The 13958-nt window shown below is 40.8% G+C and carries 13 protein-coding genes; 10 read left to right on the top strand and 3 right to left on the bottom strand.

Translation table 11 applies throughout. The annotated features are described in order from the left end of the window. Nucleotides 1-3: 3 nt before the first annotated feature. Nucleotides 4-2226, bottom strand: coding sequence for a transglycosylase domain-containing protein (locus AAFF35_RS27100; protein ID WP_342329599.1), 2223 nt, complete (start codon nucleotides 2224-2226; stop codon nucleotides 4-6). 2 nt (nucleotides 2227-2228) lie between these two features. After that, nucleotides 2229-5039, bottom strand: coding sequence for a tetratricopeptide repeat protein (locus AAFF35_RS27095; RefSeq protein ID WP_342329598.1), 2811 nt, complete (start codon nucleotides 5037-5039; stop codon nucleotides 2229-2231). 111 nt (nucleotides 5040-5150) lie between these two features. Between AAFF35_RS27095 and AAFF35_RS27090 the strand changes: the two genes are divergently transcribed. The 8 genes from AAFF35_RS27090 to atpG all read left to right on the top strand — a co-directional run bounded on the left by AAFF35_RS27090 (nucleotide 5151) and on the right by atpG (nucleotide 10904). Next, nucleotides 5151-5375, top strand: coding sequence for an AtpZ/AtpI family protein (locus tag AAFF35_RS27090; protein WP_342329597.1), 225 nt, complete (start codon nucleotides 5151-5153; stop codon nucleotides 5373-5375). A gap of 44 nt (nucleotides 5376-5419) precedes the next feature. Then, entirely contained in the window at nucleotides 5420-5809 is a 390-nt protein-coding gene (locus tag AAFF35_RS27085; RefSeq protein ID WP_342329596.1) for a hypothetical protein, read from the top strand. Nucleotides 5810-5823: 14 nt separating this feature from the next. Continuing rightward, the gene (atpB, locus tag AAFF35_RS27080) at nucleotides 5824-6954 is read left to right on the top strand and encodes a F0F1 ATP synthase subunit A (protein WP_342329595.1); all 1131 of its coding nucleotides are present in this window, start codon (nucleotides 5824-5826) and stop codon (nucleotides 6952-6954) included. Between the two features lie 41 nt (nucleotides 6955-6995). Further along, nucleotides 6996-7205, top strand: a complete 210-nt coding sequence (gene atpE, locus AAFF35_RS27075; RefSeq protein ID WP_062551197.1) for an ATP synthase F0 subunit C — start codon at nucleotides 6996-6998, stop codon at nucleotides 7203-7205. A 76-nt stretch (nucleotides 7206-7281) separates the two neighbouring features. Then, a complete protein-coding gene (locus tag AAFF35_RS27070; RefSeq protein ID WP_342329594.1) occupies nucleotides 7282-7776 on the top strand; it encodes a F0F1 ATP synthase subunit B in 495 nt (164 codons plus the stop codon). A 31-nt stretch (nucleotides 7777-7807) separates the two neighbouring features. After that, on the top strand, nucleotides 7808-8356 hold the full coding sequence (atpH, locus tag AAFF35_RS27065; protein ID WP_342329593.1) for an ATP synthase F1 subunit delta: 549 nt from the start codon (nucleotides 7808-7810) through the stop codon (nucleotides 8354-8356). Nucleotides 8357-8417: 61 nt separating this feature from the next. After that, a complete protein-coding gene (atpA, locus tag AAFF35_RS27060) occupies nucleotides 8418-9992 on the top strand; it encodes a F0F1 ATP synthase subunit alpha (protein ID WP_074612992.1) in 1575 nt (524 codons plus the stop codon). A 27-nt stretch (nucleotides 9993-10019) separates the two neighbouring features. Further along, entirely contained in the window at nucleotides 10020-10904 is an 885-nt protein-coding gene (atpG, locus tag AAFF35_RS27055; protein WP_342329592.1) for an ATP synthase F1 subunit gamma, read from the top strand. Nucleotides 10905-10960: 56 nt separating this feature from the next. Here the strand turns inward: atpG and AAFF35_RS27050 are convergent, their stop codons facing one another. Further along, nucleotides 10961-12601: a DUF4139 domain-containing protein gene (locus AAFF35_RS27050; protein ID WP_342329591.1), complete on the bottom strand. Its 1641-nt coding sequence runs from the start codon at nucleotides 12599-12601 to the stop codon at nucleotides 10961-10963. Between the two features lie 134 nt (nucleotides 12602-12735). Between AAFF35_RS27050 and AAFF35_RS27045 the strand changes: the two genes are divergently transcribed. Then, the gene (locus tag AAFF35_RS27045) at nucleotides 12736-12951 is read left to right on the top strand and encodes a hypothetical protein (RefSeq protein ID WP_342329590.1); all 216 of its coding nucleotides are present in this window, start codon (nucleotides 12736-12738) and stop codon (nucleotides 12949-12951) included. A 145-nt stretch (nucleotides 12952-13096) separates the two neighbouring features. Continuing rightward, nucleotides 13097-13951 (top strand): DUF4349 domain-containing protein, encoded by an 855-nt coding sequence (locus AAFF35_RS27040; protein WP_342329589.1) that lies wholly within the window; start codon nucleotides 13097-13099, stop codon nucleotides 13949-13951. The last annotated feature ends 7 nt before the right edge of the window (nucleotides 13952-13958 follow it).

Raw genomic sequence — 13958 nt, 5'->3', positions numbered from 1 at the left:
TGATTAGAAGCCTAATTTCTCGTCCAGTTCAGTTTTCTGTTCCTGTTGTTGGTACTGGTTACAGTCGAAAGTAATGGACACTCCGTTTTTAGGCGGTTCAAAGTCGGCTTTACTCATGTTCAGCTTAGAGCTGGCATATACGCGTTTCATAAAACCGGCATAGATCGGAAGGGCAGTTGTTGCGCCATCACCCTGTGCGGTACTGGTAAAGTGAAAGGCACGGTCTTCGCAACCGGTCCATACACCAGCTACCAGCTGAGGGGTAATCGCCATAAACCATCCATCAGAGTTGGCATTGGTCGTACCTGTTTTACCGCCGATAGGTCCGCTTACACCGAATCTACCCGCGAGTCGCCATCCTGTTCCATTGGTAATTACACCACGAAGCATTCTGGTCATCACATAAGCCACTTCTTCAGATATTGCCGGAACCGGAATCGGTTTCTCACTGTACAATACCACCCCGTTTTTATCTTCTATCTTTAAAATATAAGTGGGTTTATTCCAAACGCCTTTATTGGCAAATACACTATATGCACCCACCATATCATAAACGGAGGCATCAAAAGAACCCAGTGCAATGGATGGATAAGCGGGAACTTCTGAGGTGATCCCCATCTTTTTAGCTAAAGTAGCTACCGGGATCGGGCCCACCTGTTTCATCAGGAATGCCGCTATATAATTTTGTGACAGGGCCAATGCTTTTTGCAAAGTCAGGTATCCCGGAACCGTTCCTGAAGACCTTGGCGTCCATGGGGAACTTCCAGGTACTTCAATCGTTACCGGCTCATTGAGCACACTGAAACAAGGAGAATATCCATTTTCAATGGCTACGGTATAGGTAAAAGGCTTGGCGGTAGAACCTACCTGCCTTGTTCCCATTTTTACCTGGTCATACTTGAAATGTTCGTAATTGATTCCGCCAACCCATGCTTTCACATACCCGGATTGAGGGTCCATTGCCATCATCGCATTTCTCAGAAGCAGCTTGTAATATTTTACAGAGTCAATCGGCTTCATCAAAGTATCCACATTTCCTTTCCAGGTGAAGATGCTCAATCTGGTCGGAGTATTGAAATCAGCCTTAATTTCCTCCTCTGATTTTCCTTCCAGCTGCAATGCTTTATAGCGGTCAGATCTTTTTACACCTTGCTCAATCTGCATTTCTTTACCTTTAAAAGGATTGCGTCCTTTCCAGCTGTTATTGAAAGAAACCTGTAAGGTTTTCATGTATTCTTTTTGCGCCTCTTCGGCAAATACCTGCATGTCGTAGTTGATGGTGGTGGTGATTCTCAAGCCATCTCTATCCAGGTCATATGGCGTACCATCCGATTTAAGAATGGAACGGTCCTGGAAAATTTTCTTGATGTCGTTTTTTAAGACTGCTCTGAAATAGGGCGCAATTCCATCATTTACGGTTGCTGCACTGAAGCGTAAGCCCAGTGGTTTTTCTTTTTCTTTTTCAAAATCAGGATCCGTCAGGAAATCTGCTTTGACCATTAATCCCATAATGGTATTTCTACGGGCTAAGGAACGGTCCGGATTACGGGTAGGGGAATATCTGGAAATCCCTTTCAGGATCCCTACCAGCGTTGCCGCCTGGCCAACAGTCAGCTTATCCGGAGTAGTGTTGAAATAAACCCTTGCTGCAGATTTGATGCCATAGGCCTGATTTCCGAAGTCTACGGTATTTAAATACATCACGATGATTTCTTCCTTGGTGTAGTTGCGCTCTAATTTAACCGCAATTACCCATTCCTGAAATTTCTGTAAAAGGCGCTTGGCAAAGTTCTTTTGACGTCCTTCTTCGGAGAAAAGGTTCAATGCCAGCTGTTGTGTGATGGTACTTCCACCTTGTTTTTTTCCTATGATGGCATATAGAAATATCGTAAAGGTTCGCTTGAAATCAATTCCTGAATGTTCTTTAAACCGGATGTCTTCCGTAGCAATCAATGCGTTGATGACATTCGGCGAGATCGCAGGATAAGTAACATTAGATCGGTTCTGAACGAAATAAGTGCCCAGAACTTTCCCTTCTTCAGTAACCACTTCAGAGGCTTGATTGCTTTTTGGATGTTCAATATCCCTGAAGGAAGGCAGTTCACCGAACAAGCCAAAACCTACGGCAATAATGAAGAGAGCGAATAAAACGATTCCGGCAATTAATACTTTCCAAAGTCTAAAATTGTACTTTCTGATGTCTTCTTGCGAAAGTGGTTTGTTCATTTTTAATAATTGTTTTTATAAAATTCCTGGTATTTATCCAGAATGTCCTTGCTGCTCAGCTTCTCGAAGTTTTCTTTGCTAATGATAAAGCTCTTATAAAGGTTAGCAGGGACCTTCATGATTTGTTTTAACTGTGGATTGATTCCCTCCGCATATGTTTTTGCGTCGTCGAAAGTACCAAAGTTTCCTACAAATATAAGCTGATCATTGTCAAATTCCTTCAATTGATGTCGCAGATTGTTCTCCGCATAGTTTCCGCGGTTGAATTGTCCGATCCCAAATCGGGAAGAACTGAGGGTTAATGAGCCGTCAGCCACATGAACGACATAATAATAGGTAGTCGAAACTGCCGTACTAAAAATGCCTGCAACTTTTACAGGGGCGACTGGTTTTTCTACCGTGGCCACCTTTTCTGTTGGAGGTGCGACCGCTGGTGTTACGACAGGACTGGCGGTATTTTTGACTGGTTGTTGTACAGGTTTCGCGTTGCTGGCCGGAGGGTTCACTGCTGCTACTGCTGTTGCCGGGAACTGTTGTCCAAAGAACCTGGGTTCATTCGGATCAAAGTCGATCAGCGCAATTTGCCTCTTTTTGAACTCTTCCAGATGCTGATTGATGTAACCAAGGTGCTCTTTTACGAGTGGAACGATCAGTTTATCTTCTCTAAAGCTGGTGTTGATCTTTTCAAATTCATTAATCAGGTAGTCCACATGGTTTGTTCTTCCTACGGCAATGGCTTTCAGATAGGCGAATTGTGGAGCCAGATAGTTGTCAGGGCTTGCCGTTAAAATTTCATTCACCTGCTGGATAACGGCACCGAAATCCTTTTTCTCATACAGCTCAAAAAGGTCATTATATTTTTTATTGATAAGGGTTTCCATTTCCGACTGTCTCAAAGAGAAGGAAGGATCAAGAATGGTCTTTGCATAAGTAGAAGAGGCATAATCCTTCAGTACTTTGTTCTTGAAGACTTCGGCTTTGGCCGGATCAAGTGTTTTGTTGACCAGGAACAGACCGTAATAAATAGAAGCCAGGCGGTTGTTGTTTGGAAAACGGTCCAGCAGAATCTGATAGACCTCAGCAGCCTCTTTCGGATCATTTAATTCCTGAAGATAGAAGTTGGCAATTTCATGATAGGCATCAATGATCTTCTGATCTGACTTGGCGAGTAGGTCCGGTGTAAGTGGCAGTGTTGCCGTGATGGCTTTAACTCTCGCAGCGGAATCTGGTGCTGCAGCAAGGAGGCTATCCGGATTTCCGGCTACTTTTCCATTGTTCGTACTGTAATTTTTATTGATGTCCTGAATGGTTTCCTGAGCAGAAGAGCGGATGCTCTGGCGCCAGTTGTTTTCCAGTTTCCTGTTGCCCCATTTCTTTTTGAAATCGTTGTAACCGGTACTGATGGCATTGGAATTTGCAAAATAGAAGCTGCTGCTGGTGTTTTTGTTTTTAGATCGGCTATCATTACCGGTCTGGAATGGATCCAGCGGAATGGCATTAAAGCTTTCTGTGGTTTTGACAGCGGCCACCACCGGGTTTGCGATCAGGTTGACTTTCGCCATGCGTTCCGCTTCAGGAAGTTTTGCAATGGATTGAAGGGTGTCTTCCGATGAAATTATCCCATAACGGTCGGTCAGGTATTGCAGGTTTTGATTTTTCTTCAGAATAAGCTCATAACCGGGATAAGATTTAGGTAGGGTATTTGTCGTACTGTCGTAGTAGGCTTTTGCAGCCCTGTAATCCCTGAAGTGTTTGAAATTAAGGTCTGCGATTTTTAAATAAGACAGGCCTTTCTGATAGTTGTTTTTTGTACTGTTGCGCACAGACAGCTGATAATATTTTTTGGCCTGATCGAAGTCACCGTCTCTGATATAAGTTTCTGCTACCTGATAATAGATCTGGTCATGGTAATCTTCATTTTTATCGTCTTTAAGCAGGGCAAGTAACTGGTCTTGTTTGTTTAATTTTACGCCACTCATAAAGGCGTTGAGCTTAATGCGGTTTAAATTCGCATTAAAGTACATCTCGAAAGGAGCGCTGCTTTTTTCCACTTTCCGGTAATAAAGTAAGGCTTCCGGATAGTTTTCCAGCTGCTCAGAGAGCTGTGCGAGAATATAGGTCCAGCGGACGCGTTCGGCACCGGTTGAATTGGACTTTATCGCTTCTTTTAAGGCATTGATGGCTTCGAGCGGCATCCGTTGATGGATATAGATCTGTGCAATCGTTGCCAATGGATCTGCTTTGTTCTTTTTTTGTTCGGAAATGGCAATAGATAAAGTATCCAGCACTAATGCTGCTTCACTGTATTTACTGAGCTGCATCAGACTTCGTGCTTTCCAGTCTAAAGCCTGGATATAACTCTTCTTATTATTGGGGAAGTTTTTGGCAGTATAGTCAAAATATTCCGTGGAGTTGAAATAGTTCTGTTTATAGAAGTTTGCTTTTCCCAGCAGGAGGTAAGACTCGTCTACATAGTTGCCAAAGCTTTTTTCCAGGAGGATTACCCTTGCTTTCTTGATGATCTCATCCATGGCAGGTAAGCTTTCTGAAGGCTGACTATTAAATATGTCGTACTTCTCCGGATTTACATATACGGGAAGGATCTCATCGTAATTGTCTGCATAGCCTTCCGTAAGTTCCTGCTGATGCTGGGCAAGGATCACATTTGCATTGTAGATGTAATTGTAACGGGAGGTGAGGTTCTGCATAGCCCTGCTTCCGGCAGTATCTTTATGTGAACTGCAGGAGTATAGGATACCGGAACAAAAGATAAATAGCGTTATCTTTAGAGAGTTGATTGCGTAATTTTCCAAAAAAATGCTGATTGAGTTAAAAGCTTATAACAACAAAATATATGCAAAAGTATTTTATTCAGCAATAACTTCTTAACAAAATGGGTTTTATTTGTAGGAGATTTAATTAAGATGGAACCAAACGAAAATAAAAAGAACATAAATAATTTCGCCAAATATTCTTCTATCAGTTTTCAAATGCTGGCCACAATAGGCCTGTTTGCCTTTGCAGGATATAAAATCGATGAATACAGGCAGAGTAAGACGCCGATCTTTACGGCAATTTTAAGTATTGTTGGGGTCGTTATATCTTTGTATCAGGTTGTAAAACAACTGAATAAAAATAACGACTCATGATTTAAAATCGGGGTAATTCCCTACTTTTGTAAAAAATTACTGATTTGAGTTTAACGCGGTTTACCCTTTACTATTTATTATACAGCTTTGTTCTGGCTGTGATTGCTTATTTCCTTCCTTCTGTTTTTCCCGGTGAGCTGATCCTGGTTCAGAAATTCTGGTTAGTCTTTGGCTTTTTAGCCAGCATTACCTTCATCGCTTATATTCTTGCTGATTTGGGCATAAAAAAGAACCCTGAGACCGGAATTATGGCAATTATGGGCTCGATTGCATTGAAGATGATTTTTTCTATGGCTTTTGTGCTGATTTACAGCCTGAAGAGCAAGGAAAACGGCTTTGTTTTTGTCCTGAATTTTTTTTCTTTATATTTATTGTTCAGCTTCTTTGAAATATACTGTTTGTTACGTAACTTGCGCCACCAAAATAAAAAGTAAAAATCTGCGAGTAAATGGATTGTAGCCACGTTTTTGAGTTTAAAGTGAAAAGGTTAATTGTTGTTTTTACGCTGTTTTTAGCGTTTTTTTCTGTTACACCCGCAGCTTTTGCTCAGGTTGACACAGCACAAGTAACAGAAGATTCCCATGCCCAACCAGAGGCAAAGGAAAAGTTTGACATTGGTAAGTTTGCACTACACCACATTGCGGATTCGCACAGCTGGCATGTAATCGGACATACCTATATTGATCTTCCGGTGATATTGTATACCAAAGCTGGATTTGTAAACTTCAGTTCTGCTGACTTTAACCATGATGATGATGGTAAAGTAATCGTGGAAAGAAACGGACAACGTTTTGTGAAGATGCACGAAAAGATCTATTATGCATCTGAAGCTGCAAATGAGCATGGACAGTTCCTGAACTTAGATGAGAAACATCATGCATTAAACGAACGTCCTTTGGATTTATCCATTACGAAAAACGTTTGTACCTTGTTCTTATCGATCATCATTCTGCTTGTCGTATTTATCAATGTAGCCAACGGGTACAAAAAACGTGTAGGAAAATCGCCAAAAGGATTACAATCCTGGATGGAGCCGATCATCCTGTTTGTACGTGATGATATTGCAAAACCGAATCTTGGACATAAATATGAGCGCTTCATGCCTTATTTATTAACCGTATTCTTTTTCATCTGGTTTAACAACATGCTGGGTCTGATCCCATTCTTACCAGGTGGTGCCAACTTAACAGGTAACATCGCGGTAACGATGATCTTAGCCATTGCTACGTTCTGCCTTACTGTATTCAATGGTAACAAATACTACTGGAAACACATCTTTATGCCTGATGTACCATGGTGGATGTACATTGTAATGGTTCCGGTAGAGTTGTTCGGTATCTTTACCAAACCTATTGCCTTAATGATTCGTTTGTTTGCGAACATCACTGCAGGACACATCCTGGTGTTGTCATTAATCTGCCTTGTGTTTGTATTCAACAGCCTATACATTGCCCCGGTATCGATCGCGTTTGCTGTGTTTATTGGCGCCATAGAATTATTGGTTGCTTTTATCCAGGCCTTTATCTTTACCATCTTGTCTGCCCTGTTTATCGGAATGGCAATTGAAGAACACCATTAATAAGAATTATTTTTTAACAACAATTAATATATAAAATCATGATTACAGGAAGTATTGCTGCAATTGGTGCAGGATTAGCTGCGATTGGCGCTGGTCTGGGTATCGGACGCATTGGTGGTTCAGCTATGGACGGTATTGCTCGTCAACCAGAAGCTGCCTCTAAAATTCAAACTGCAATGTTAATCGCTGCTGCCTTCGTTGAGGCTGTTGCGCTTTTCGCAGTAGTAGTTGCCCTAATGGGTAATGGCTAGAAATTAAAAGGTGCCAGGTGTAATGCCTGGTACCATTTATTGTTAAAAAAGAAAAAAATATTAATATATACATCAGATGGAATTATTATTACCTGAATTTGGCCTAGTTATCTTTCAATCCATTGCTTTCTTATTGCTAATGTTCCTATTGGCAAAATTTGCCTGGAAACCTGTTTTAGCAGCAATTAAAGAACGTGAGCAGTCGATTGATGAGGCTTTAAATAAAGCTGAACTGGCGAAACAAGAAATGACCCGTTTAACTGCTCAAAATGAGGAGTTGATGAAGTCTGCCCGTGCTGAACGTGATTTGATCTTGAAAGAAGCAAAAACGCTTAAAGATAGTATCGTTAATGAAGCTAAACATTCAGCGCAAACTGAAGGTGCTAAATTAATCGAAAAGGCTAAGATTGAAATTGAAAACCAAAAGAAAGCTGCTTTGGCAGAATTGAAAAACCAGGTTTCTACTTTATCATTGGATATCGCAGAACGTGTATTGCGTAATCAATTACAGGATAAAGCTACCCAACAGGATTTAGTTGCTAATCTTTTAAAAGATGTTGAATTAAACTAGTTGATAGTTTGTTTAGCCAAATTAGATAAAAATGTTAGAAAATAAAGCAGCATCGAGATACGCCAAATCGTTAATAGACCTTTCTACTGAGCAGAATGCTTTGGAAGAAATCAAAAACGATATGGTTCTTTTAGATCAGGTAATTGATCAGAATCCGGAATTAGAAGCCATTCTTAAAAACCCTATCGTTCCTTTGGATAAAAAGGCAGGGATTTTAGACAATGTCTTTGGTGCCAAAGTAAATGCGGTAACCAAAGCCTTCCTAAAACTGGTGGTAAACAAAGGACGTTCTGAAATCTTATTCGGAACAGCAAAAGCCTTCATTCAGCAATACAATGCGATTAAAGGAATTGTAACTGCTGAGGTAACTTCAGCTACAGAACTGACTGATGCAAACAGAGCAGAGATCGTAGCGATAGTGAAAAAAGAAGTAGGCGCTAATGAAGTGGTGATTAAAGAAAAAGTTAATGACAAACTGATTGGCGGTTTTATTTTAAAGGTTGGGGATAAGCAGTTTGATGCAAGTATCGCCAATGGTTTGAATAAACTTAAAAAAGAATTTGCTCAGGGAATTGTTTAACTTGAGTATTTAATAATAGAAGATAACATATACTGATTTACAAAAGAAATAATATAAAATTATGGTAGAGGTAAGACCAGACGAAGTATCGGCAATTATCAGGCAACAATTGGCGGGCTTTAAATCAGAAGCAGAACTTGAAGAAGTTGGTACCGTATTGCAGGTGGGTGATGGTATTGCCCGTGTTTATGGTTTAACTAAAGTTCAATCCGGTGAGTTAGTTGAATTTGAAAACGGCTTACAAGGTATTGTTTTGAACCTTGAAGAAGATAATGTTGGTGTGGTTTTATTAGGCCCATCCGACACGATCAAAGAAGGTGATACGATTAAACGTACTAAGAAAATCGCCTCTATCAAAGTTGGTGAAGGTATGTTAGGTCGCGTGGTGAACACTATGGGTGAGCCAATCGACGGTAAAGGACCAATCATTGGCCAGACTTATGAAATGCCGATCGAGCGTAAAGCTCCTGGGGTAATCTATCGTCAGCCGGTTACTGAGCCTCTACAAACAGGTATCAAAGCTATCGATGGTATGATTCCAATCGGTCGTGGTCAACGTGAGTTGGTTATTGGTGACCGTCAGATTGGTAAAACTGCGGTATGTATCGATACGATCATCAACCAAAAAGAATTTTACGAAGCAGGTAACCCTGTATTCTGTATATATGTTGCTTGCGGACAAAAAGCAAGTACTGTAGCGAACATCGTTCGTACGTTAGAAGAAAACGGTGCAATGCCATATACGGTTGTTGTTGCTGCTTCTGCTGCTGAACCTGCTCCATTACAGTTCTATGCTCCTTTTTCGGGTGCAGCGATCGGTGAGTTCTTCCGTGATACGGGTAGACCAGCACTAATTGTTTATGATGATTTGTCTAAACAAGCTGTAGCTTACCGTGAGGTGTCTCTATTGTTACGTCGTCCACCGGGCCGTGAGGCTTATCCTGGTGACGTGTTCTATCTTCACAGCCGTTTATTAGAGCGTGCTGCTAAGATCAACTCTAACGATGACATCGCACAGGCAATGAATGATCTTCCTGAATCATTAAAAGGTATCGTTAAAGGTGGTGGTTCATTAACTGCACTTCCAATTATCGAAACTCAGGCTGGTGACGTTTCTGCGTATATCCCTACGAACGTAATTTCAATTACTGACGGACAGATCTTCTTAGAAACCAACTTGTTCAACGCAGGTATCCGTCCGGCAATTAACGTAGGTATCTCGGTATCACGTGTAGGTGGTAATGCGCAGATCAAATCGATGAAAAAAGTTGCTGGTACATTGAAATTGGATCAGGCTCAATATCGTGAATTAGAGGCTTTCTCTAAATTCGGTTCTGACCTTGATGCAGCTACTAAATCAGTACTTGATAAAGGTTCACGTAACGTGGAAATCCTTAAACAAGGACAGTTCTCTCCAATGACTGTGGAGAAACAGGTAGCAATCATTTATATCGGTACTAAAAACTTAATGCGTTCAGTTCCTGTAAATAAAGTAAAAGAGTTTGAAGCTGAGTATTTACAACAATTGGAATTGCGTCATCCTGATACTTTGAAAGCTTTAAAAGCTGGAAAATTTGATGACCAAATTACAGGAGTGTTGGAAACTGTTGCAAAAGAGCTTTCCAGTAAATACTAATTACTCTCGACTGAAGAATAAAAAAGAATGGCTAATTTAAAAGAAGTAAGAATTCGTATATCATCGGTGCAATCTACACAGCAGATCACCAAAGCCATGAAAATGGTTTCGGCTGCGAAGTTGAAGCGTGCGACCAATGCGATTGTTCAGCTACGTCCGTATGCTACAAAGCTAAAAGAGATCTTAGGAAATCTTTCAGCAAGCTTAGAAGGATCATCGTCTCCGTTTATTCAGGAACGTGAACCCAATAAGGTATTGATTGTAGTGGTTTCTTCTAACCGTGGTTTAGCTGGTGCCTTTAACATGAACGTGATTAAAGCAACCAATAACTTAATCGCGGAAAAATATAGCGAACAATACAAAAAAGGTAATGTAAGTATCGTTGCAATCGGTAAGAAATCTCAGGATTTCTACGAAAAACGTAACTATAACGTCATCGGAAACAACAACGAAGTATATGCAGCGCTTACTTTTGAGAATGTAACCAAGATCACTGATTCGATCATGGCTGGCTTTGAAAAAGGAACGTTTGATAAAGTGGAATTGGTGTACAACAGGTTCAAAAATGCCGCTGTTCAGATCATTACTACTGAGCAATTGTTGCCGCTGCCTAAAGCAGAAGCGACTGACGCAGTAAAATCTGAGCATCTGGTGGATTATATTCTTGAGCCTTCTCAGGAAGAAATCGTATCGCAATTGATTCCTAAGTCTATTAAGACGCAATTGTATAAAGCCGTGTTGGATTCTCATGCTTCTGAGCATGGTGCCCGTATGACTTCAATGGATAAAGCAACTGAAAATGCTGGTGATTTGTTGAAAGCCTTAAAGCTTTCTTACAATCAGGCACGTCAGGCTGCAATTACTACAGAGCTTACAGAGATTGTAAGTGGTGCAGCAGCATTGAACGGTTAATTTACCTGATATCTAATTTAAAAAAGCCCTTCTCCGTTTGGAGAAGGGCTTTTTTGTTACTGTAGATTTAAGATGTTCTTATCCTTGGGATACTTTACGGAATAGCTGATCCGGATTGTTTCTGTGGCCCCTGCTTTCAGGTTCAGTTTCCAGGTAAGGACTCCGGTTTCTTTGTTCACTGCAGCACCCTCTGCGGCTAACAATTCTACCTCCATGTCTTTATCTGTAGAGACCGGATACTGATCTTTGAGCAATAAATTGACGGCCTCCTTTTTTCCGTTGCGCAAGCGGACCTCATAAGTGAAGGTTTGCTTTTTGCTGCTTCCGATAAATTTAACGCCCGTTTGCTCTGCCACTTTTTCCCTTTTTATCGTGATTTTTTTATCCCTTCCCATACTTAGGTTCAGGGTATCTGTGGTCGCATTGGGATCGATGAAAGATTTGCCGACATAGCTATTCTCAAAGATGATATTGGCTTCGCCTGGTAAGAGGTTCAATTTATCGTAATTCGTGATCTCCGCCATTAAAAATGCGTCACCGTCGACTTTAGGAACGCTATAGTATTTGAAATTGGCAGGCTGACTGAATTCTTTCAGCGTCACGCTATGTGGTTTACTGTTGGATGCGATATCATAAGGAATTTCAATGTCAAAAGAAGCATTTAACATGTTCTCATTCTGAGTTAGTGCAACGCCGGCAACCTGTCCCTGAATTATTGGCTTAGTCATGACCACCTCGGCGGCTAACATCTGCTCATCTTTTATTGGCACACGGGCCTCCATCGTCTGGATTCTGTTTTGGTAGGCCTGTTTTTTGCGATCATAGGCATACTGAGGTTCTCCAAATTGTAAAAACCAGGCCGATAATAACGGTGCAGTTCCATTCTGAGATGGGTTTCCTGTAGATAAACTAAGCTTCACTTTTTTCCAGTCCAGCCCTGTAGATTGGGTCACATTGGCTTTGTAAACGATTTTCAAAGGAGAAGAAGTGTTTTCCGCACGCAAGTCGTAAAAGGCAATCCAGGCTGCATTTGGGCTTAGGTAGCTGATGTTAAAATCTCCGGTACTGGCTGCTGTGGCCATCACCTGTAATACAATCTGACCGGTAGTTCCGGTTTTATCCATACTTAATTCCTGCAACTGTTGCTGCATCCTGTCTATCCGCTCCTGCTGTTTAGCTTCTGCTTCTTTCAAACTGAAAATGTTGTTTCTCAATTCCAGCTGTTTGCTTTTATAATAATCGGCTACTTTGATCAACTCTGCTACATTTACTCCCGTATTTACACCACCAATCGCCTGATTTTTATCGAGTAAGACCAATAGGTTCTCCTCTACAATTCGTTTATTTTGAACTTTATTCAGTTCTCTTTTCACAATTTGTAAGCTGTCTTCGACTTTGATATAAGCCGGACTTTTGTTTTCAGTTTTTAAGAAATCCCTGGAGAAGCTGGTCGACAGGATGGTTACACTTGAAGGAACTCCGACCTGAATGCTGCTTTCATCAACGGCATTGGCCATGTTATTCAGTATGATTTCACTGGTTCCTGCCGGAATGTTGACTTTTACTTTATGATTGAGTTCTGCACCTGTGCTGTATACGGTAACGGATTCCAGCCGGCTGTTAAAGGAAAGAGGGGATTGCGCGTAACTATAGGTAATGCTAAACGCCGTAATTAAGGTTAAAAAAATTCTTTTCATTGGATTGTGTTTTTAATATGGATGCAATTATTAAAGATAATCCATAAGTTGGAAGATGCACTGAAAATTATACCCATGTTATACCTCTTTTTGTTTAATTAATATTATTTTTGTGCCATAAATAAAAAAAGACTATGGCACAGACACCAATCCACAATACCGAAAGCATGAAGAGAGCTAATGAAGTTTCCATCTATAAATTGATGGCTGTCGGAATTTTAGTTAGCGTTTTAGGCGTTTATTTGCGTTTTGCTGGCGACTCTATGACTTTATCTATCGTATCCTGGGCAATTTTATTTGTAGGTGCTTTTATCGCTTGCAAAGGTGTATTCAAAATATTAGCTGCTTAATATTCAGGGCAGTACATTCTGGAAATTCCTCATTGGCTTTTGCTGATGAGGAATTTTTTTTGGCTCATATTTTCCTCATTTTTATTTTCATAGGTTACCTTATTGAAGATCTCGTATTAAGGGAAAACCTTAATCGATTAATATTATGAAAAAATATTTAATCTATTGTGTCGCAGCAATAGCAATTTCCGCCTGCAGTAAAGAAAATAAATCTTATGAAGCAACTTCTGATGCCACGGCCGCGAACCTGGAAGTTAACGACACCACCTTAACCGAGAAAATTATCAAGACTGCCGACATGCGTTTTAGGGTCAAAGAGGTACAGGAAACCAAAGAGAAACTGGCGGATCTGGTCAAAGCCGAAGGAGGGACCCTCGCGGAGTTTTCCATTCAGAGTAACGTAGAGCGTTTTGAGAAAGTCGGCTATTCTGCCGACTCCTTACTGGAACTTACTTCTTACCGTGTGGAAGGCTTAATCGTAGCAAAAGTTCCTTCAGAGAAACTGGATGCTTTTACCAATAAAGTAGCAGGAATGGCTGTCTTTGTGGACCATCAATCCATGAAAATGGACGATCAAAGTATCTCGTACCTTTCTAACAAATTAAAAAATCAAAATCGTGTCGAAGCAGTCGCGCAACTGAACAAACATGCGAATAAGAAAAGCAATAACGTAGAGACGGCACTCAGCTTAAAAGACGATTTTATCGATAAGAAGATCGAAAACTTAAGTATAGATTCCAGGGTGAAGTACAGCGACATCACGCTTAATTTCTACCAGGACAATACGGTGAAAAAACTGGTCGTTGGAAATGATAATTTGGCGGATTACCGTCCCGGATTTTTTAGAAGATTGGGATTGAACATCCAGAATGGATGGGTCATCTTTAAAGAATTTATCCTGATCATCTCCAATTTATGGATGCTGGTGGTCTTGGTACTGGCTGGATATTTCGCTTTCCGCTATTATCGTAAGAAAAGAAAATCTGCCCTGGCAGCATAAAAAAACT

The sequence above is a fragment of the Pedobacter sp. FW305-3-2-15-E-R2A2 genome (assembly GCF_038446955.1).
In the GTDB taxonomy this organism is placed as follows: Bacteria; Bacteroidota; Bacteroidia; order Sphingobacteriales; family Sphingobacteriaceae; genus Pedobacter.
The sequence above is the reverse complement of the archived record's forward strand: the minus strand, read 5'-3'. Positions and strand labels throughout refer to the sequence as shown.

Coding starts and splice junctions, on each gene's coding strand:
- AAFF35_RS27100 (WP_342329599.1), bottom strand. CDS start 2,226: ATGAACAAACCACTTTCGCAAGAAGACATCAGAAAGTACAATTTTAGA.
- AAFF35_RS27090 (WP_342329597.1), top strand. CDS start 5,151: ATGGAACCAAACGAAAATAAAAAGAACATAAATAATTTCGCCAAATAT.
- atpB (WP_342329595.1), top strand. CDS start 5,824: ATGGATTGTAGCCACGTTTTTGAGTTTAAAGTGAAAAGGTTAATTGTT.
- AAFF35_RS27070 (WP_342329594.1), top strand. CDS start 7,282: ATGGAATTATTATTACCTGAATTTGGCCTAGTTATCTTTCAATCCATT.
- atpH (WP_342329593.1), top strand. CDS start 7,808: ATGTTAGAAAATAAAGCAGCATCGAGATACGCCAAATCGTTAATAGAC.
- atpA (WP_074612992.1), top strand. CDS start 8,418: ATGGTAGAGGTAAGACCAGACGAAGTATCGGCAATTATCAGGCAACAA.
- atpG (WP_342329592.1), top strand. CDS start 10,020: ATGGCTAATTTAAAAGAAGTAAGAATTCGTATATCATCGGTGCAATCT.
- AAFF35_RS27050 (WP_342329591.1), bottom strand. CDS start 12,601: ATGAAAAGAATTTTTTTAACCTTAATTACGGCGTTTAGCATTACCTAT.
- AAFF35_RS27045 (WP_342329590.1), top strand. CDS start 12,736: ATGGCACAGACACCAATCCACAATACCGAAAGCATGAAGAGAGCTAAT.
- AAFF35_RS27040 (WP_342329589.1), top strand. CDS start 13,097: ATGAAAAAATATTTAATCTATTGTGTCGCAGCAATAGCAATTTCCGCC.